The organism is Nocardia asiatica NBRC 100129, from assembly GCF_000308415.1.
GTDB classification, from domain to species: domain Bacteria; phylum Actinomycetota; class Actinomycetes; order Mycobacteriales; family Mycobacteriaceae; genus Nocardia; species Nocardia asiatica.
Window position 1 is genome coordinate 12,112 of the sequence record NZ_BAFS01000088.1, and the last position, 19,354, is coordinate 31,465.

The 19,354-nt window shown below is 66.9% G+C and carries 14 protein-coding genes; 9 read left to right on the plus strand and 5 right to left on the minus strand.

Annotated features, from left to right (window positions below):
- Positions 1-15: 15 nt before the first annotated feature.
- Complete coding sequence (locus ON27_RS09055; RefSeq protein WP_043722406.1) at positions 16-2,019, plus strand: type VII secretion target; 2,004 nt, start codon at positions 16-18, stop codon at positions 2,017-2,019.
- A complete protein-coding gene (locus ON27_RS09060) occupies positions 2,016-4,091 on the plus strand; it encodes a hypothetical protein (RefSeq protein WP_043722409.1) in 2,076 nt (691 codons plus the stop codon). Before ON27_RS09055 ends, ON27_RS09060 begins: the two co-directional genes overlap by 4 nt.
- A 169-nt stretch (positions 4,092-4,260) precedes the next feature.
- Here ON27_RS09060 and ON27_RS09065 read toward each other — a convergent pair whose 3' ends face one another.
- Positions 4,261-6,456, minus strand: a complete 2,196-nt coding sequence (locus ON27_RS09065; protein ID WP_043722411.1) for an elongation factor G-like protein EF-G2 — start codon at positions 6,454-6,456, stop codon at positions 4,261-4,263.
- Positions 6,457-7,117: 661 nt separating this feature from the next.
- Positions 7,118-8,542 (minus strand): WGR domain-containing protein, encoded by a 1,425-nt coding sequence (locus ON27_RS09070; RefSeq protein WP_043722413.1) that lies wholly within the window; start codon positions 8,540-8,542, stop codon positions 7,118-7,120.
- Positions 8,543-8,666: 124 nt separating this feature from the next.
- Here ON27_RS09070 and ON27_RS09075 point away from each other — a divergent pair, with 124 nt between their 5' ends.
- Positions 8,667-12,110: a phosphotransferase gene (locus tag ON27_RS09075; RefSeq protein ID WP_051046371.1), complete on the plus strand. Its 3,444-nt coding sequence runs from the start codon at positions 8,667-8,669 to the stop codon at positions 12,108-12,110.
- Between the two features lie 25 nt (positions 12,111-12,135).
- Here ON27_RS09075 and ON27_RS09080 read toward each other — a convergent pair whose 3' ends face one another.
- Complete coding sequence (locus tag ON27_RS09080; RefSeq protein ID WP_157227130.1) at positions 12,136-12,633, minus strand: hypothetical protein; 498 nt, start codon at positions 12,631-12,633, stop codon at positions 12,136-12,138.
- 599 nt (positions 12,634-13,232) lie between these two features.
- On the opposite strand from ON27_RS09080, the gene ON27_RS39790 reads away from it, so the two are divergent.
- The 6 genes from ON27_RS39790 (at position 13,233) to ON27_RS09110 (ending at position 17,118) form a co-directional block, all read left to right on the plus strand.
- On the plus strand, positions 13,233-13,784 hold the full coding sequence (locus ON27_RS39790) for a YbaB/EbfC family nucleoid-associated protein (protein ID WP_157227131.1): 552 nt from the start codon (positions 13,233-13,235) through the stop codon (positions 13,782-13,784).
- Between the two features lie 2 nt (positions 13,785-13,786).
- Positions 13,787-14,134: a hypothetical protein gene (locus ON27_RS09090; RefSeq protein ID WP_043722418.1), complete on the plus strand. Its 348-nt coding sequence runs from the start codon at positions 13,787-13,789 to the stop codon at positions 14,132-14,134.
- The gene (locus ON27_RS39795) at positions 14,131-15,027 is read left to right on the plus strand and encodes a hypothetical protein (protein WP_051046373.1); all 897 of its coding nucleotides are present in this window, start codon (positions 14,131-14,133) and stop codon (positions 15,025-15,027) included. Before ON27_RS09090 ends, ON27_RS39795 begins: the two co-directional genes overlap by 4 nt.
- A 388-nt stretch (positions 15,028-15,415) precedes the next feature.
- Complete coding sequence (locus ON27_RS09100) at positions 15,416-15,931, plus strand: hypothetical protein (protein ID WP_043722420.1); 516 nt, start codon at positions 15,416-15,418, stop codon at positions 15,929-15,931.
- Positions 15,932-16,180: 249 nt separating this feature from the next.
- The gene (locus ON27_RS09105) at positions 16,181-16,588 is read left to right on the plus strand and encodes a hypothetical protein (protein WP_043722423.1); all 408 of its coding nucleotides are present in this window, start codon (positions 16,181-16,183) and stop codon (positions 16,586-16,588) included.
- A 47-nt stretch (positions 16,589-16,635) separates the two neighbouring features.
- The gene (locus ON27_RS09110) at positions 16,636-17,118 is read left to right on the plus strand and encodes a hypothetical protein (RefSeq protein ID WP_157227132.1); all 483 of its coding nucleotides are present in this window, start codon (positions 16,636-16,638) and stop codon (positions 17,116-17,118) included.
- 121 nt (positions 17,119-17,239) lie between these two features.
- Here the strand turns inward: ON27_RS09110 and ON27_RS09115 are convergent, their stop codons facing one another.
- Positions 17,240-18,001, minus strand: a complete 762-nt coding sequence (locus ON27_RS09115; protein ID WP_157227133.1) for an ESX secretion-associated protein EspG — start codon at positions 17,999-18,001, stop codon at positions 17,240-17,242.
- Between the two features lie 70 nt (positions 18,002-18,071).
- On the minus strand, positions 18,072-19,352 hold the full coding sequence (locus tag ON27_RS39800) for a hypothetical protein (RefSeq protein WP_051046375.1): 1,281 nt from the start codon (positions 19,350-19,352) through the stop codon (positions 18,072-18,074).
- Positions 19,353-19,354: the final 2 nt, after the last annotated feature.

Sequence of the window (19,354 nt, forward strand, 5' to 3'; positions counted from 1 at the left end):
AGGAATCGACCGAGCATGCCCAATCACCTGGATGTGGAGCCGGATCAGCTGCGCAGGATCGCGAAGCAGCACGATCTGGCCGCCGGAAACATCCGGAAGTGGGGTGAAATCCCGCACGGCTGGCTCGCCGACTTCGAATCCGGTTACGGCATGATCGCCGACCCGGTGCGGGCGGCTCTGGTGGACTACTACAACCGGCGACATGAGACTGCCGAGCGCCTTGCGGCGAACCATGAGCGGTCACGAGACGAATTGCTCGCCGCCGCTGATGCGCTCGAAGACGCCGATCAGTCCGGCGGGCAACGTGTCGGCGGCGCGGGTGACTTCGGCAACGGAGTTCCCCGTGGCGGCCCGCCCCCAGGCTCCGCCGCGGAACCCTCCCCGCCGACGGAGGGCAGCCCGGATGTGCCCCCTGGCGGCAACACTCCGTTGGTGCCGCCGCCCTCCACCACATCGCCCGCGACGCCGCCCCCCACGACATCGCCTGACGCACCGGGCATCCTCGGTGAGCAAGCTCCACCCTCGGACCAGCCGCTCATGCCCGCCGCCGCTTCGGCTCCGCAGACGTACGGCACCCCACCCGCCGAACTCATGGCACCGGTCGGGTCGGTTCCGTCCTCGGTCGGCGGATCGGAGCCGGCTACCGACGACTGGGCTGCCACTACCGCCGTCGACCCGAGCGGTAACGCCACCGTCACTGTCGATCCGAACAGTGCCGGGAGCACGGTCGCCGGGCTGGGCGCGCCACCGGCGGCGGATTCGTTCGCGGCGGCGGCCGCCGTCGCTGCCGCAGGAATGGCCGGGGGGATGCCCGCACCTCTGGCGACAGGTCCGTTCGTAGCGGCGGCCCGCCTGTCCGAAGACAAACGGGCGCTACCCTCGTTGGTGGTCGGAGAACAAATCGACGACGACTTGATACTCGCCCGCACCTTGCTCGGCGCCACTCTGGCCGCCGTGGCCGATTGGGCGCCCGGTCTGGAATGGGCCGTGGCGGTGTTGCGGACTCCTTTGGGGCCGATCATTCTGCTGACCTCTACGGAGGGTCGTGGTTGGCTGCCTTCCGGACTGTTCCTGCCGTCGGAGGTCACTGTCCCCTGGCGGTGGGATGCCATGCTCGACAACGCTGCTCGCAGGGCGCTCGCGGCGTTGGAGAGCACTCCCGACCCTGCTCGAATCCTCGCGGAGTTCGGTTCGACGAGCCGACTACGGGGTGCTCGGATCAGTGCGTTGGTGTCGTCCGCGGCGATCACCGGCGATCTGCGGTCCGCTCTCGGCGACGATGTCGCCATCGAAGATCGGGTAGCCCCGGCCGAGTCCGCCGTCGACCTCACCTTTCCCGGTACCGGACTGGTCGACCGGCTGGCGCTCGCTGGTTCGGATGAGTCGCTGATGCAGGCAGCGACCGTGCCCGATAACGAAATTCGCGCCAAGTGCCTGGAATTGGCTCGATCGGCGGATGCCGGCGTTCGCGTCGTTGCCTCCCAAGTGACCGGAGAGATCGCCATGCATCGTGCCGGTCGGCAACGGATTCTCGATGCATTGCACACCGGTCGGCCCATCCCGGCGAACTGGTGGGACGAGATCCGCGCCAACCACGACAGGATGGCAGAGGCACTACGGTCGCGGCGGGTGGGAGGGTCTTCCGTTTCGGTCGGGGACGATCGGTGGGACTCGTCGAGCGCGGAAAATCTTCGTGACCTGGTTTTCGAGCGCCGAGCCGATGAGCTACTGCTTCTGCTCGCGAACGGCGAAACCGATCGGCAAACTCTTCGTGACGCGCTCTACACATACGGGCAGATCGTCGATCATCCGCAGGCGCCGCAGGCCGCGCGTGTGGCGGTGTCGAGCGGTACGGCTACGACGGCCCCCTACCCGGAGGTATCGCGCGGTGATGTGCCGACTGGGCACGGGGTCAGCGTCAATTCCATCACTTCTGACGCGCCGCCGCCCTCCATCGCGCGTTTGTTGAACGGTCCGGCGGGGTCCGAGGGCTCCAGCGAACAGAGGAGCGCCTGGTGAGCAAGGTAGACGATGCCGTCGACAAGATCAACAAGCACTACGAGTCGAGCACTTGGGATGGGGCCGGTTTTCAGGACGGTCAAGCCGAGGACTCGTTGAAGGCGCTGAACGGTCTGAATTCGACCGAGTTCAAAGAGGCGTTCGATCGACTCGATCCCGCGGTGCGAGAAATGCTCGCCAGGGACACGAGTAGCGATCTCGCGAAACGTCCCGAGTATCGCGATATCGTCGATGCCCTCAAGACCGGTAATCCGCAACATGTGGTCGATGCCAAGAAGACGAAAGAAGACGAAGCGGCCACCCCCAAGTATGCGGATGGTTGGGGCTGGGAACTTCCCGACGAGAAAGAACACCTGCATCGGGTCGATCTGTACCAGCCGAAGGGCGCAAGTGCGGCGCTGATCAGCCTCATCGAGGACACCGAGTTCACGATGCAGTGGGGATTCGACACATTGGGCGTCCGTGATCCGAAGGCCGCCCCCGACTTCACCAACGTGCTCGACGGCCAGCAGGTCACAACCGCGGGCGGTTGGTCGCAGGTCAGGGACCAGCACAAGACGCTGAATGAGCAGTTGAGCAAGCGTCAAACCGAGTACAAGGACGCCCACAAGAATGTCAACGGCGACACCAACGACTCCGCGATTCTCAATTCGGATACCTTCAAGAAACTGAAGAAGATCAAGGACGATCTCAACGAGAAGCTGCAATTCGAGTTCCCGGGAGCCAAGGTCGTCGATGGCAAGATGGAATACAGCTTCAAAGATGCCGACAACTCGATGACGAAGATCGTCGCCTACGAGAAGAACAACGAATCGGGCAACTACTACTTGACCCCCGAAGCGGAGCAGTCGTATTACGTCAGGCATATCGATGCGGCCGCCGAGAGCTGGGACAAGGAGTACGAGAACGCTACCAAGGAGTTTCAGAAAAAGGCCGCGGACATCGATGGTCAGAACACCGACCCCGGAAATACCAACACCGGCAACACCAACACCGGAAATACCAACACCGGAAATACCAACACCGGCAACACCACCAATGGCAACACCTACGTGCCGCCTGGGCAGGATGGAATCACGCAACCGGCGAGCACCACGAACGACGACTGGAGCTCCACCTACGACGACCTGCTGGGCGGCTCGACGGACACCGATGGTTCGCTGACCGATCCGGGCACGGGCACCGATCCGAGTACCCAGCCCATCTCGGCCACCGGAAGCACCGATCCGTCCACGAGTTCGGACCCGTTCGCCGCCATACGTAACGCGCTGCAGGGGAACACCGGAACCGGTACGAACACTGGCGCGAACACCGGCAATATCACTCCCGCCGCCGCCAACAGCGGCGACAACGGCATGGCGAACGCGATGCAGCAGATGGCGATGATGAGCGCCATGAGCGGCATGATGAACCAGGGTCGCCAGCCAGATGAGGACCGACTCGAGCGAGCCTACGCGGAGCGAGAACGGGAACGAGAGCGGGAGAAGCGCGAGGAGCGCGAGCGCAATCGCAACGCCCAGACGACGACCGCGCAGCAGGCCGTGCAGCAGACGAGTCCTCCTGGCGTGACCGCGCCGACGTACGCGGGCGCTCCGCCCGCGGTGACCACACCGGGCGGAATGGTCGATTACAAGATCGGCAATTCGACCGTGCAGGTCTCGCAGCCGGTCGCGGAAGCTCTGCATCGGCAGACCCAGAACACCGCCACCAACGCGGTAGCCGCGTACGAGGGAACCGCGGGTGCGTCGACAGCCGACCACCCGTGGGCGACGGTGAACGACGTCGCGCAGTTGAAGACCGGCGACGTCGTGCAGTGGGAGAAGCACAGCGCGCTGATCGTCAAGAACGAGAACGGCCTCAACATCCTGGACAACGGCCAGCTCATTCCGCTGGATCCGAACAATCCGCCGCTGACCGAGAAGTACGGGAGTTTCACCGGCTACGCGCACCCGACGGGTCTGGACGTCGGGTCCAACACTCTCGATCCCTCGGCCATGGCACCACCTCCGCCGACGGTGAGCGCGGCGGTGCCCGCGGGCCCGCCACCCGTCGGGCCTCCACCGCAAGCCTGACCGATAGGCGGCGGGGTGTCGGCGCGACAGCGTTCGCCGTTGTCGTCGGCGGGCGCGACGTGCACTCCTGCCGCCGCGAGCGCTCTCGATCTCCGGTCGGATCGGCCGGTGCTCGAGACCGACCGAAGCTCTCTGACAGCGGCGTGCGGCAGGGGGCGAGCCGAGCGGTCTAGGCGCGGGTTTTCTCTCCGCGCACCGACGCGGCCACCTGGTTGGGCATCGGCTCGTGGCGGGCGTAGGCGCGGGCGAAGTCGCCGGTGCCGTGCGAGATCGAGCGCAGATCGATCGCGTACCGGCTGAGTTCGAGTTCCGGCACCTCGGCGTGGATGCGGGTGCGCCCGGTGCCGTGCGGCTCGGTGCCGAGGACGCGCCCGCGCCGGCTGGACAGGTCGCTCAGTACCGGGCCGACGTATTCGTCGGAGACCAGCACCCACACTCCGGCCAGCGGCTCGAGCACGCGGATTCCGGCGGCGGCCGCGGCCTCGCGGAGGGCGAGGGCTCCGGCGGTCTGGAACGCGGCGTCGGAGGAGTCGACCGAATGGGCTTTGCCGTCGAAGAGGGTGACCCGCACGTCCACGAGCGGGTATCCGGCGGTCAGTCCGCGCGCGGCCTGCGCACGGACGCCCTTCTCCACGGACGGAATGAACTGGCGCGGTACCACTCCGCCGACCACCTTGTCCACGAACTCGATACCCGACCCCCCGGGCAGCGGTTCGACCTCGATCTCGCACACGGCGTACTGACCGTGCCCACCGGATTGTTTGACGTGCCTACCGCGCCCGGTCGCCTTGCCCGCGAACGTCTCCCGCAACGCCACCTGATGGTCGGTGACGTCGACCTGCACGCCGAACCGCGTCCGCAAGCGCTCCAAGGCGACGTCGCGATGGGCTTCGCCGAGACACCAGAGCACCAGCTGATGGGTTTGCGGGTTGTGCTCGAGGCGCAACGCCGGATCTTCGGCAGCCAGACGGGCGAGGCTCTGCGACAGCTTGTCCTCGTCGGCTTTGCTGTGCGCGCGAATGGCGATGGGCAGCAGCGGGTCGGGCATCGGCCACGGCTCGATACGCAGGGGGTTGTCGGTGGACGACAGGGTGTCGCCGGTTTCGGCGTGGCCGAGCTTGGTGACGTAGGCGATGTCGCCCGCGATCGCCTGTCGCAGGGGACGTTGCTGCTTGCCGAAGGGCGCGGAGATCGCACCGGCCCGCTCGTCAAGCTCGTGGCTCTCGTGGCCCCGATCCTCCAGGCCGTGCCCGCTGACGTGCACCGTGTCGTCGGCGTGCAGGGTGCCGGAGAACACGCGAACCATGCAGACCCGCCCGACGTACGGGTCCGACGCGGTGCGGATCACCTCCGCGGCCAGCTCGGCGGCCGGGTCGCAACGCAGCGGGTGCGGTTCGGCGCCGTTGGTCGCGGTGATGACGTGCTCGGCCGGGGTCGGGAAGCCGCCGGTGATCAGATCGAGCAATTCGACCGTGCCCAGGCCCTGCTTGGCCCCTTCGGGCGCGGGCGCGGCGAACAACACGGGATGGAAACTGCCGCGTGCGACCGCGCGCTCCAGGTCGGCGACCAGCGTCGCCAGACTGATCTCCGCGCCCTCGAGGTAGCGCTCCATGAGGCTCTCGTCTTCGCTCTCCGCGATGATGCCCTCGATGAGCCGGTTGCGCGCGTCCTCCAGAGCGGGCACCTGCTCGGGGGCAGGCTCGCCCTGGACCTCCTCGCCGGAGGAGTAGTCGCCCACGCAGTGCGGCAGCAGCTCCACCATGCCGGTGACCGGGCGGTGACCGTCCGGATTCTTCGGGCCGTACACGGGCAGGTGCAGCGGCAGGATGTTCTCCGACGAGCCGCCGCCCAGCACGGTCCGGCAGGTCTCGGTCATCACGTCGAACTCGTCGCGCGCCGTGTCCAAGTGGGTGATCACGATGGCGCGCGGCATCCCGACCGCGGCGCACTCCTCCCACAGCGCCCTGGTCGCCCCCGCGATCCCGTCGGCTCCCTCGGCAGCGGAGATGACGAACAGCGCCGCGTCCGCCGCGCGCAGCCCCGCCCGCAGCTCGCCGACGAAGTCCGCGTAGCCGGGCGTGTCGATCAGGTTGATCTTCATCCCCGCCCACGCCACCGGCACGACCGACAACTGCACCGACCGGTGCTGGCGGTGCTCGATCTCGTCGTAGTCCGACAGCGAGGTGCCGTCCTCGACCCGCCCGGCGCGGTTGACCGCTCGCGCGGTGAGCGCCATGGCGTCGACCAGCGTGGTCTTGCCCGAACCGCTGTGCCCGACCAGGACCACGTTGCGAATCTGCTCGGGCCGCTCGGCCGTCACCCCGCCGCCGTCGCCCGCGGCAGCTCCGTTGGTTTTGTCCACCATGTGTCTCGCTCCTGTCGCCGACACCTGCCGTACGTCCACCTTCCCACCGGGCGTTGCGTTCCGTCCACGAATCGGCAGATCAGGGTGTCCAGGCCGTCGATGCGAACCGGTGAGCGTGTGCCGGAGTCGGCTGTCGAGGTCGGTAACCGAAGGAATCGGTGGTCAGGCTGAGCGTCGGACGGCCGGTCCGTACCGTCCCCGGACGAACGACGCCCAACCGGTTGACCGAGGCGACCACCCGAGAGCTGGTACGTCGACCGCGACGGCGACGAACATCCGGGTCGGACAGATAGCCGGCCTGGATGGCGTAGCCGAGCACCGCCCTCGGCGAGGCCGAGCCACCGCGACTCGATCGTCCTCAGCACGCGCAACTCTCCGCGAGCGGGGGTCCCGGCACGGAAGGTTCCAGCTGCTGGAGCTGGCCGTGGCCGAGCATGCGGGCGTCGGAGGGTCGCGGATCGTGGACGCTATCGTGCCCCGATGAACGTCGGCGTGGTGCGCTGTGACGACGGTGAGCGCTTCGGTTAAGGGCGCGTATACGCGACTCTCCGGCACAGGAATGGTGGCGTCGGTGGGAGATCGCGGCGGGTAGGCCGCGTTCCTCGCACATCTCACACGAAGTGCGAAGAACGCTTCGGCTGGCTGATAAGTGTAGGCGCTGTCAGGACAGTCGGCGGATATCGCCGCGGACCCGGTAGAAACCGCCGCGCGCCGACTCGGCGATGCCGTCGACCACGTAGCGAGCTCCCGCACGGCGAATGTCCTTGGGGAATTGGACGTTCCATCCGCGCTGATACCCGGGCGACACGACCCGCACGCGCAGCGAACTGCCGTGATCGACGCACTCCACGATGACGCCGGTTCCGGCGTCGGAGGTGACTTCGACGGTATCGCTGGGCACCACGGCGGAGATCTCGGGAGCCTTGACCGACACCGTTGGCGGCAGCACACCCTGCTCGGCGTCACGGATGGCGGTCTCACCGACGTCCAGACAGGCCAGTGTGCCGGTGGTGGTGACCAGGTACAGCTTCTCGTCGTGATATTGCATGGAATAGGCCGAACCGCAGCCGGTGGCCAGCTTCCACACCCGATTGCCCGCGGCGTCGAAGCAGTACACCGAGGAGTAGTTGTCACCGGCGAAGACGTAGCGGCCGTCCGGTGAGGTGGCGCAGGAGAACACCGCGGCGTCGCACTGGTAGGTGCGTGCGGCCCCGCCGCTCTTGGACACCATGCGGACCTGGTTACGCGAGGTGCCCGCGTAGACGGCGTCGGATTCCTGCCAGCCGAACAGGACGTCGCCTCCGGTGCGCTGCTGCCAGAGCATGTTTCCGCTGTCCAGGTCGTACTTGGTGACGCCGCCGGAATGCCCGTGGTAGACGCCGTCGGCGTCGATGCGCACCATCCAGCCCGAGTCGCCGGTGCTGCGCCGGTTCCACAGCGATTCCTCCTCGTAGTCGATCACCGTGATGCCGCCTTGGCGGTCGGAGACGCCGAGGATGCCGTCGTGGATGTCGAGCCAGTAGATGTCGACATCGGCCGCGATGTCGTAGGCCGCGCGGGGCACCTTGCCCGACAGGTCGTAGACGCGCCCGTCGTCGCATCCCGCGTAGATCCAGAAATCGTCGGCCACGATGCATTTCACGGCGTCCGGCAGCCGGTACCGGCCGGTGACCACGCCCTCCGGGGTGAGGGTGAACACGTCACCGCTCTCGTTGCCCACCCAGCAGCGGCGCTCGTCGACGAAGATGCCGAAGGCGGCGGCGCCGGAGTCGAAACTCCACAGCACGGGCGCGGCCTTCGCGGTGGAGCGGCCGCTGCTGATCGCCCGCCGGGTGACCGCGCGCCTGGCCCGCGCGCCCATCACCGCGGGCGCGTAGCCCTTACGTACCTTCTCACCGACCTTCTTCGCGGCAGCCGCCTGCGCCTTCTCCTCGGTGGCGAACGAAGTGACCTTCGTCTGCCCCTGCTCGCCGATACGACCGAAACGGACACTCACCTGGGTGCCCGCGACGATCACCTCGTAGAACTTGTGCGCGGATCCGCTGTCCTCGGACAGTTCGAGATACGTGGTTCCCCCGATTGTCATAGCGCCTCGCCTGTTTTCGTCAGATCAGAACGGAACGAAAGTTAGCAAGGGGGACCGACATTCGCGGATCACCCGGCCTGATCTGGCAGAATCGTGCCGGGCTCGGCACGAGGGGGAACACACCATGGCGTTGACCGCGCGTTTCCGGCCGGGATCGACCAGCCGCCCGTTCGTCGATCGCGAGCAGGTACTGGCTCGGTTCGACGAGCTGCTGGCCGAGGCCGCCGAGCGGCCTCGCGTCATGCTGCTCAGCGGTGTCGGCGGCATCGGCAAATCCCGGCTGGTCACCGAGCTGCGGGCGCGCGTCGCGCGCGGGCATCCGGCGGCGGTGCTCGATCTGCAGGTCCCGAGCCATCGGCAGGCCGCCGACGGGCTCGCCGTGCTGCGCGTGCAGTTCGGCCAGCAGAAGATCAAGTTCCACCGCTTCGACATCGCCTGCGCGGTGTTGTGGCAGCGCATGCACCCCCACCTCCGGCTGACCTCCGATTCGCTGGCGCTCGCCGAGCACAGCGAGATCCTGACCGAGATCCTCAACGACGCCACCGGCATCCCGGTCTTCGGTACCGCGACCAAGCTGCTGGATCTCGGTGCGCGCCGGGCCGTTCGCACCCATCGGATACGCCACGATCCCGTCCTGCAAGAACTCGACCGGCTGAGCTTGGCGAGCCTGGAAGAGGCCGTCTCTTACTTGTTCGCCGAAGACCTCAAGAGCGGGACGGAAGGCAAGCCGCCCTATGTCGTCTTCCTGGACGCCTACGAAGCTTTGACGGGAGGCGCCGATCGCGAAGGCCGGGCGGCGGCATCGGACGCCTGGTTACGCGATGTGGTCGCCCAGTTGGACACGGGCCTGGTGGTGATCGCCAGTCGTGAGCCGCTGGGATGGGAGCGGCACGATCCGGAGTGGTCGGACCGGGTCCGGGCCGTGCCGGTGGACGATCTGCCCGCGGACGCGCGTTTCGAACTACTCGATGCCTCCGGAATCGAGGACCCAGCCGAGCGGGCGGCGATCGCGGCTGCCAGCGCGGGCGTTCCGTTCTACCTGCACCTGGCCATAGATGCCCGCACCCGCGCCGGGTGGGTCGCGCCCACCGAATTGGTCTCTCCGGAAACGATTCTCGAACGCTTTCTGCAGCACGTGCGCCCCGAGGAAGTGCGGATGCTGGAGTTGCTGGGGCTGCCCCGGACCTTCGATCGCGAGATCTTCACCGCGGTGGCCGGGCAGTTCGAGCTACCACGGCACGTCGCGGCGTGGCAGGCGCTGATCGCGTACTCGTTCGTGTACGCGGCGGACGAGGGCGGCGAGGGTGAGTGCTTCCAGCTGCACCAATTGATGGTGGACGCGCTGCAACGGCGCTTGGCTCCGGAAGTTCGGCGCACCCTGCACGCGGTGCTGCACGATCTGTGGTTCGCGCGTGCGCAACGGCCGACCGGCCGGGTGGCCGCACTGCGGGAGGCGGGCTACCACGGCGTCCGATCCGGGCTGCTGTCCGCGGTGACGTTGCTGGAGTACGTCGACCGGATCGAAGCGGCGGGCGGCAGCCAGGGCATCGGCGGCGTGATCAACGATCTCGACCGCTACCTGAGCGATCCGCATGAGAACCTGGCAGGTATGGCCGAACTGTCGGAACTCACGCGGTGCCTGGAAGCGGAAGCGGCGGTGCTGCTCGGCGACGCCAAGCAGGCCGATCGGCTCACCAGGGACGTCGCTTTGGATAGGACCGGACCCATCGCGGAACGGTTGGCCGTGGCCGCGGCGAACGCGCGCCGCATACTCGGCGACACCGACGATGCGCTGGCGATCTACCAGGACGTGTGGTCGCGCGGATCGGGGCGGGCGCGACTCGTCGCGGGGCAGTGGGCCGCCGACCTGCACATGTGCCAGGGGCGATTCGGACGGGCCTTGACGATGTGCGAGGAACTCGTGGCACTGGCGGACGACGACGACCGCGAGTTCCTCGGCGATGTGGCGCGGTTGCGGCACCTGGCCTACCGGCTCGCGTTCGACACCGACCGCGCCGCAAGGTATCTCGCCGAGGCCGACACCCACTACCGAGCCGCGGGCAGCGTCGTCGGACAGGCCAATATCGCGACGAATGTGGCAGAACTCCTGGCGCTCACCGATCCCGAGCAGGCGATCCAGGCCGCCGGAACGGCGATCGTGCAGCAGCGCGAGCTCGGTGCGTTGCACGAGCTCGGAAAGGCATACACCGCACTCGGTTCGGCGCGCTTGTCGCTGGGCGAACTCGAGGCCGCCGAGCATGCCCTCACCGAAGCGTGCGGGATTCTCGAGCAGGCCGGATACCGGTCGGGCCGGGCCAGGGCCGAATTGTTCCGCGCGGGCGTCTTCGCCCGGCGAGGGCGCCGCGACGATGCCGTGCGCAGTGCGCGGTGGGCCATCGCGGAATTCGAGGGCGCGAACGTCTATCCAGGGCTGGTGCTGGTGGCGCGAGCGGTCTTGGCGCTGTACGGCTGGACCGAACCCGACATCGCCGAAGCCGCCGCGGCCGCACGGCTGCGTATCCAGCCGCCGACGCCGCGATCAGGTCTGGACCGCGACGCCGCACGGCTCATCGCACGGGTGCTCGGCGTCGACGCGGACGCGATGTACCACGCCGCGCTGTCCCGATCGGAATCCTCCGCCGGGTACTACAACCACAACGTGCGGGTCGACGACGCCGTCGGCGCGGTGAACGTGCGCATTCCCGTCGAAGGCGCGGACGTGATGGATCTGCGGCAGTGGCCCGAACCCGCGGTCTTGATCGCGATCGAGCCCTTCGTCGCCGCAGCGCCGAAGTTGCGGTGGGAATCGGTCGAACCCGCCTATCAGATCCACGATTACATCGACGGCGAGCTGCTGGATCGGATCGCGCCGCGCGGCGTCCCGGTACCGGCCCACGTACCGGCGGACGTGGCGGCGCTGTTCGCCGGGCTCCGCCGTATCCCACCGGAGCTGTTGCCGCCGGTCGAGCCGGATTGGGATGACGAGCCCGCCGGATTCGCGCGCCGATTGTCGGCCGTGACGGCCCGGGTGCACCGCGAGAGCAGCGCGGAGTTCGGGGAACTGTATCGCCGGTTGGGTGTGCCCGACCGGCCGCTCGAGACGGTGCTCGCGTCCTGGGACACGTTGCGAGCCCGGCCGTTCCGGATGGTGCATGCCGACGTGCACCGGAAGAACATGATCGTGCGCGACGGGCAGGTGGTCTTCCTCGACTGGGAATTCGCCCTGTACGGCGACCCGCTGTACGACGTGGCCACCCACCTGCACAAGATGGGCTACCTCCCGCAGGAGCAGGAAGCGTTCCTCGCCGAGTGGGTCGCCGCCGAGCCCGCGGCGGCGGTCGGCGAGTGGCGGCGTGACCTGCGGACCTATCTCGATCACGAGCGGGTCAAATCCGTCATCGTCGACGCGGTTCGCTACCGCAAAGTGCTCGCGCGGGGGGACGCGGGCGCGGCGGCGGAGGCGGCGCTGGTGGCAGGCATGGCCGGGAAGTTGCGGCTGGCGCGGGCCGTGTGGGGCCAGAGCGAGCCGGTCGACGACGCGGTGGTGGAGGCCGCGCTACGCGGGTGATTCGGCGCGTGCCCGGCTGTGCGGTTCAGTTGGGTGCGGCGCCGAAGGAGATGCCGGTGATGAAGTCGGCGACGATGGTCTGATCAGGGTGTTGTCGTCCGTAGACGGCGATGGCCGCGCCCACGCGGATGTCTCTGGCCTGTTTGGCGATGAGGACGTACACCTTGGTACCGGCGTCGGTGCGGACCTTGACGCTGTTTCCGGTCGCCGCGTTCTTGACCACCAGGGTTGTACCGTCGTTCGAGGCGACCTTCCCGACGGTGATCGCGATGCCCGTCCGTCCGGCGGGCTTAGCGGGTGTGGGAGTGGTCGTGCGCACGGTGGACGACGGTGGGGTGGTGGTCGAGGCAGCGGCCCGGGGAGTCGTGGTCGAGGCCGCCGGTTTCGTGGAAGGGCCGACGAGGAGCCATCCGGACACCACCAGGATCAGCACGCCGACGCAGAGCCCGACGAAGGCGGCCGCGCCCGAGTTGTACAGCCGGTGCGGCTCCTCGTCCAGCCGCCGTGGGGGAAGCGGAGGCATGCCCATCGCCACTGTGCGCGAACCGGATTCCGGTTTCAGCGCGAGCGACCCGGGGTGCCTGGTCGTGGGGGTGGAGACCGGTGCTTCTGTGTCGGGATTCGACGATGCGCGAGGTCTGCTCGCGGAAGCGGTGATCGATCGCGTCTGTGCCCTCGAAAGTGTTGCGGCCGAGATGGTTTCGGGATCGCCCCCGAGCCGCGCCAGTCGGCCCACTTCCGCTGCCTTGCGACCGTGCGTACTCCAGCGAGGCATGATCCAAGCGTAGGTGCCTATACGCTCGTTTTTGTTGTCACTGGCGGGAGTACCGGTGTGACCAGGGCGAATCGGTGATCATCGGCACCCTCGGCCGACCCGTCCGGTGCTATCCGGGTTGATCCCCGAACCAATCTGTGCGCCAACGCTTATCGGCTTCGAGTCCGAGCGTGGCGGGTCGCTGGAAGGCAGGGCCGTTCGGTCGCTCGTTCCGGTGACGCTCCCGAGATCGATGGAACCGATCGACGGCGCGCTGCGTCAGAGTCAGGTGTAAAGACAAGCCGAAGTCGCGATGTGTGCGGCAGCGGGTTGTTCGCGAACAGGCAGTTGCGAAGTGGGAGGTGTGAGTGGCCGCATTCGATGAGAACCGTGCCGCGGAGGACTTTGCTCAGATGGCAGCGGATCTCGAGCGCCGGGCAGCACGGTTTCAGGAGTTGGAGGGCCGGATGCGGGATCTGACGATCACCGAGTCCAGCGCGGATCGCCGTGTCGTGGTCTCCGTGGACAACAGCGGTGTGCCCACGGCGATCACCCTGTCGCCGAATGCGCGCGGAATGGATCCGGCGGTGCTCTCCGCCGAGATCATGTCCTGTCTGCGGCGGGCGCAGTCGGCATTGCGCGCGCAGGTCACCGAGCTGGTGCGGGCCACCGTCGGAGACGACGCGGCGGGTGTCGCGATCACCGATCAGTACGCGCAGCGTTTTCCTGATCCGCAGGACCCCATCCCTCCGTCCGGTGACCACCCTGCTACGGCGGCTCCTTCCTTCCCGCCGCAGCCGAGCCTCGCAGTCTCGGATGCGGCCGCGCCGCGCAGTCGCAAGCCCGACCGTGAACGAATCGTCGTCCCGGACGAACCCGATCCGGAGACGGAGTACTACAACCGTTCCTGGCTGGTGTGACCATGACGAATCCTGACGCGATCTCCGTCGACCCAGGCGAAGTGCGCAGCCATGCGGGAAAGCTGCATAAGCTGATGCAGAGCTTGACATTGTCGCTGGAGGCCGCCGCCTATCTAGGCGCCGCGGACGACGGTTTCGGAGAGATCCCCCGACCTTTGGTGCGGATGGTCCTGGAGGACAAGCACCGCAACACCATCGACGTCATCCGCAAGCTCGCCGAGGACGTCGCGGCACTGCCCGGCAAGCTCGACACCGTCGCCGCGGCATTCGAAGACGAAGACGGCGCCTTCGGCAGGTCGGTGACCGAACTGCGCGAGACCATCGCCGACGCACCGGGAGGGCCGAAGTGAGCACGACGATCGGTGACTGGCTCAACGAGAACACTCCCGGCTTCGACGACCGGAAAAAGCCCGAGAACAATCCGCTGATCGCCGAGGGGACCGACTATCGGGAGGAGTATTTCCAGGAGACCGTCTTCTGGATGCACGACATCGGTCTGAAGCAGGACGAGGAGACCAGGCTGCCCGGCATCTTGTCCGGGACGATCGCCGGAGACGCTTGGGAGGCATACGCCAACTTCCGGAATGCGAAAACGTTCGAGGCGATCACCGGCGGCGTCGCGTTCGGCGCGACCGTTGCCGACGCGGTGTTCGACCCGTTCGGATTCGTGGGTGACCAGATCGCCGGGTGGATGCTCACGCACGTCGAGCCATATCGCAAGGTGCTGGACGGGCTCGCCGGAAACAGCAAGATGGTGGAGGCGTATTCCGCGAGCTGGAGCCGTATCGCCGCAGAGTTGACCGACATGAGCCGGGAATGGCAGGCGGGTCTCGATGCCGATATCGCGACATGGACGGGAAGCGCGGGCGACGCCTACCGAAGCCGGGCCACGGACCTCATCGACCAGATCGCGGGCGCGGGCGGGGTGGCGGCCACGCTCGGTGAGATCATGGACACCCTGTCGAAGATCGTCAAGGCGTTCCGGAAGATGGTGCAGGACATCCTCACCAGCTTGGCCGGTGCGCTGATCGGGTACAGCATCGAACTCGCGGCGTCCCTGGGCACGGCAGGGCCGCACGTCGCCGCCGCGGTGATCGCCAGGATCGGGCGCGATGGGTTGAAGATCTCGAAGCTGCTGCTCGACATGGCGAGCGCTTTCAAGGACGTTCAGACGCTCACCCAGGCGATCGCCGCCGTCATCTATGCCCTCCTGGGCAAGGAAAACCAGCCTGCCCAAGCTTGACGATGGGCCTCCGGAGCTTCGTGAGGAAGGAACTGCCGAGCGTCGGCATCAACGAGGGGAACCACGCACTGTGAATTATCCGCACGCGCCGCATACCGGTGATCCCGGGAGTCGACCGCTTGTACCCCCGCGGGCGGGTGTCAACGGCCCGCAGCAGCCCGGACAAGCCGGCTAGATCGCTCCACGGCAGCCGTTGCAACCGGGGCGGGGCAATCGGCCGCACTCCGCTCAGGTGAGCCCAGGGCACGCTCCGCTCCCTGGGAATGCGAGCTTCAACGGCTCGCAACCACATTGGGAGGGCGGTCCGGCACCGCACCGGATCCATCCGAATCCGTACGCGCCAGAGGCTCACTCGTATCGCGGGGCGACGCACTATGTGCCACCGCCGATGCATACCGTCGAGCGGCCGAGATTGCGCTTCTTCCAGAACGTCGAGCATCACCCGGCGGACGCATACCAGCCCGAGCCGGGTGAGACCGGGATCGTGGTCGACACGTCCTATTTCCGATGGTGGATCGCGGGCCCGGTATACGCGACGACCGGACCACGCATTTATGTGAACGGCACCGAAATACCGAATGCTTCCTGGGGACCCACCTACATTCCGGCGGCCCCTGGGCTCTACCGTGTCGAAGTCCTGACCCGAGGCGTCAACCTTCTCATCAGATTCTTCGTTCGGGCGTGGGGCTCCGATATGGGTCCGGCGGATACCGTCGTGCCGGTAGATCCGGGTTGCCGAACGACCGTCTACTACCGCTCCCCGGCGTTCTACCTGCTACCCGGCGCGATCGCTCCGAGGCCGCCGAGGTGGCCGGGTCTCAACTGGATCCGCACCAGCTGGGTCGTCTTCGGCTCATTCTTCGCTCTGATGCTGACGGCGGTGGTGCTGAACATCCTGGACTGAGTCGCCGGATCGTCTGTGGCTTCAGCCACTGGGACAGAACTCTGCTGGAGTCACCGCTCTGTGCAGAGTCGCCATGGTGCCGACAGATGGGTGAGTCGATGTAGGGAATCACGATGATTTGGCGAGCGTAACTCGCACAGCCGACGGAGCAACTGTGATGAGCCCATCGAATTGCTTCGACGGCGCAGGTCGATTGGTATGAATAACTCATGTCTATCCCGAAGTACCGCGTCGTTGCCCGGGCGACCGATGCATGACGAACAGGTAGTAGCGCGCCGCTCCACGGACTTGGTGCCGCCGTGGCAGGCGTTTGCATCGGCGTCTGTCGACTGGTGGGCTGGTGCTTCGGTCCAGGTCCACCGACTGGACATCCGCCAGCAGACGGCATTTGCCGACTTGTGCGGTCGGTCCAGGCTGCCGGGCGAGTACCGGACGTTCAGCGTGGCCGGCGATGCGGTGTATCCGAAGTGGCCGGGACCGCTGTCGGCATTGGATTTGGATCTGATGCCGAGCTCGGACCATGAGCGGTGCACGTATGCGGTGCTGAGTGGGATCGGAATTCATCAAGTCGTGAACGGCGACGGCGATGATGCGGTGACGACGGCGCGGTTCACCGAGACGGCTGGGATTTACGTCCGGTGTGAAGGAACACTGTGACAGCGAACAATGCCAAGTACTTGGCCGGGAACAGCGCGGGCGATCGCGTGTCGATCTTCGACGACGGCCGGGTGAAAGTGTGGTCCACCACGCATCTGTGGACCATCGAGGGGCGTGAACGCCACAACGCGCTCGCCGAAACCGTTCTCCTCGGCATCGGCCGGGCTCTATCGATACCTGGCCCGACCACAGGGCAGCAACGCTGTGATTTCGAGGTCTCGCTCGATCCGGAAGGTGGCCGAACTGTCGCCGCGACGGTTGGCGTGGATAACGGGACGTCCGTCCAGTTCTTTCACGACGGCAGCATTGCGGTCGGCAACGACGGCCGCGATCTCGCGAGCGTTTTCAACGTCGGCCGGGAGGCGAATCAGACGCGCGGCCGCAACGGTGTCGGGGGATCGGTGATGGTGACCTTCGAGGGGAGCTACCGCCCGCAAGTATTGCGCGCGTGTGATCACCTCGTCGAGGTCGGTGAGAGTGCCGCACCGCCGCCGAACCGGCTGTACAAGGACGAATTCGAAGTACGCTGACCTGGTAAACCACGGCGACAGGAGTAGGTCCACTGGTCTGACTCCGGTGCAGTTCCGGTGCTGGTGCCTGCTGATTTCTAGGCCCGGGCGATCCTGGTTGTGCGTGCGTAATTCCGACGCGTCAGGTGTAGCTGGGATCGCTTTCCTCGCGGAAGGCCGTGACCGTTGCGTGTATGGCCCGGTCGAGTTGAGTCCGTACTTCATTGATGTCGGCGGGGACTGCCTTGATGGTGGGTCCGCTGCGGACGAGATAGCGGCCGTCGGGATAGTCCATCACGTGGAAGCCGCGCGCGGGTGCCGGGCGATTGTCCCAGGCCGGGCCCGCGTATACCGCGACGTGGGCGATGGTGCTGCGGGGGCGTTCGAAGAACTGCTCGGCTAGGGTGCGGGGCGGAGCGGGCGCGCCCACGCGGTACGGTTCCTCGTCCTCGGTATCGAGTTCGTGCCGCGAGATATCGATGCCGGGGCCGCTGCCGGGTGCGGAGTCGGGCAGGTGGTCGATGACCCGACGGCTCACGCCCTCCGCATCGATCAATGACATGTGCACGGCCCCACCGCAATCCGGAGACGTGGTGGGATCTTGTACCAGCAGTACAGCATGCCGATAGTGCGCGGCCGCGTGCACGCGCAGTTTGTCTTTCCCGCTGAATCCCGCCATTTCGATCCGTGCCTCGGGTTCGGCCAGCACACGCAGTGCGTTGTACAGGGACTCGTCGAGGCGGCGGTGCAGTTCGGCGGCTTCGGATTTCCACTCCGCCTCGTAATCGGCGACGGTTTCGGCGGTGGATCGGTACTGCAACGGGTATGGCAGCACGTCGCGCTCGACCGCCCGCCACAGCACCGTGAAGCCGAGTGCGGTGAACGACCAGTCCCTCCGGCTCATGAAGCCGGCTCCTTCGTCGTGCACCACGGCCGTGCTGTGCGTTTCGGTGTGGTGTAGCTTCTCGGCTCGCTCATTCGCCGATCACCGGGGGCACCGACTTCACCCTGGTCTCCGCACCGAGGCCGGTGAGCTCCTCGCCGTTGCGCTGGTTGACGAGATAGTCCTTTGTCTGATGTTCCTTGTCGTCGTCGCCCTTGCCGCGAGCGCCCGGCGCCATCATGCCCGGCATACCGCTCGTTCCCGGCCGACCGGTCCCGGGACGCGCGGACGCGGCGGCGGGAACGCCGCCTGGAACGGCGGGCACACCGTTGATGCTGCGACCCGGCGCGGGCGTACCGAGGCCGGGCACGCCCGTGCTGGGTGTGCCCGGGGTCGGCGTGCTGGGAGATCCGGGACTCGGTGTTCCGGGGCGGGTCAGCGATGGATCGGTGCTGGGATTGGTGCTCGCCGGTTGGGTCGACGGGTTCGTGCCTGCGGGCGTGGTCGTGGTCTGCTCGGGCGTGCTTTCTTGCTCGGCAACCGTGTTGGACGGGACGGTGCTCTCCGGCGCGTTCTCAGTACCCGGCAGCTGTGCCGGGTCAACCGTGGTGGCCTTATCTCCGGTGTCGGCACCGGACGACGATGGCTGCCAGCCGTTGTTCGGCGCGGACGGCTGATCGCCTGAATTGTGCACCGGGTTGTACGGCTTGGGTACCAAAGGAACGCCGGTGTCGGCCTCCCGGACGGCAGGGTAGAAGACGTTCTTGACGACGTTCACCGACGCATCGTGCGCGGAGTCGTCGCGATGCTGATTCAACTTCCAGGTGGGGCCCGGCACCCAGCTCGCGACGTTGCTGGTCCACGTATGAGTCGGCATTTCCTGCACGGCAGGCCGGGTGACCTCGATGCCCGATCGGATGATCTTCACCTTCTCGGTGACGATCTGCACCGAACTGATCAGTCCGCTGGACTTGTCGACGTAGTCCTTGATCGCGTCGCTCGCCGCCTTCGCCGCCGCTCCCTCCCATTTACCTTCCATGGCCTTGCCGATCTCCGGGCCGAAACCTTGCAAACCCTGCTCGAGCCGATTGCGAATGGACTCCCAACGCTGGTGCAGCGCGACGACATCGGTGATCGACATCGCCTGCACACGTTCATAGAGGTCGTCGATACCGTCCGGATTCTTGTACGCGCTCTCCGGCACTTTCGGCGACTGGGTCTGTACATCGGTGCCGGCGCGCATGATTTCGGCGATGCGATTGCGCGCGATGGCCGCATCGGGGCTCTCGTCGCGCGAACCACTGTCCGGCGGGCCCGATTTCGACTGCTCGAGCAGGGCGGCGCCAATCGCTACCAGGAACGGCAGACCCATGA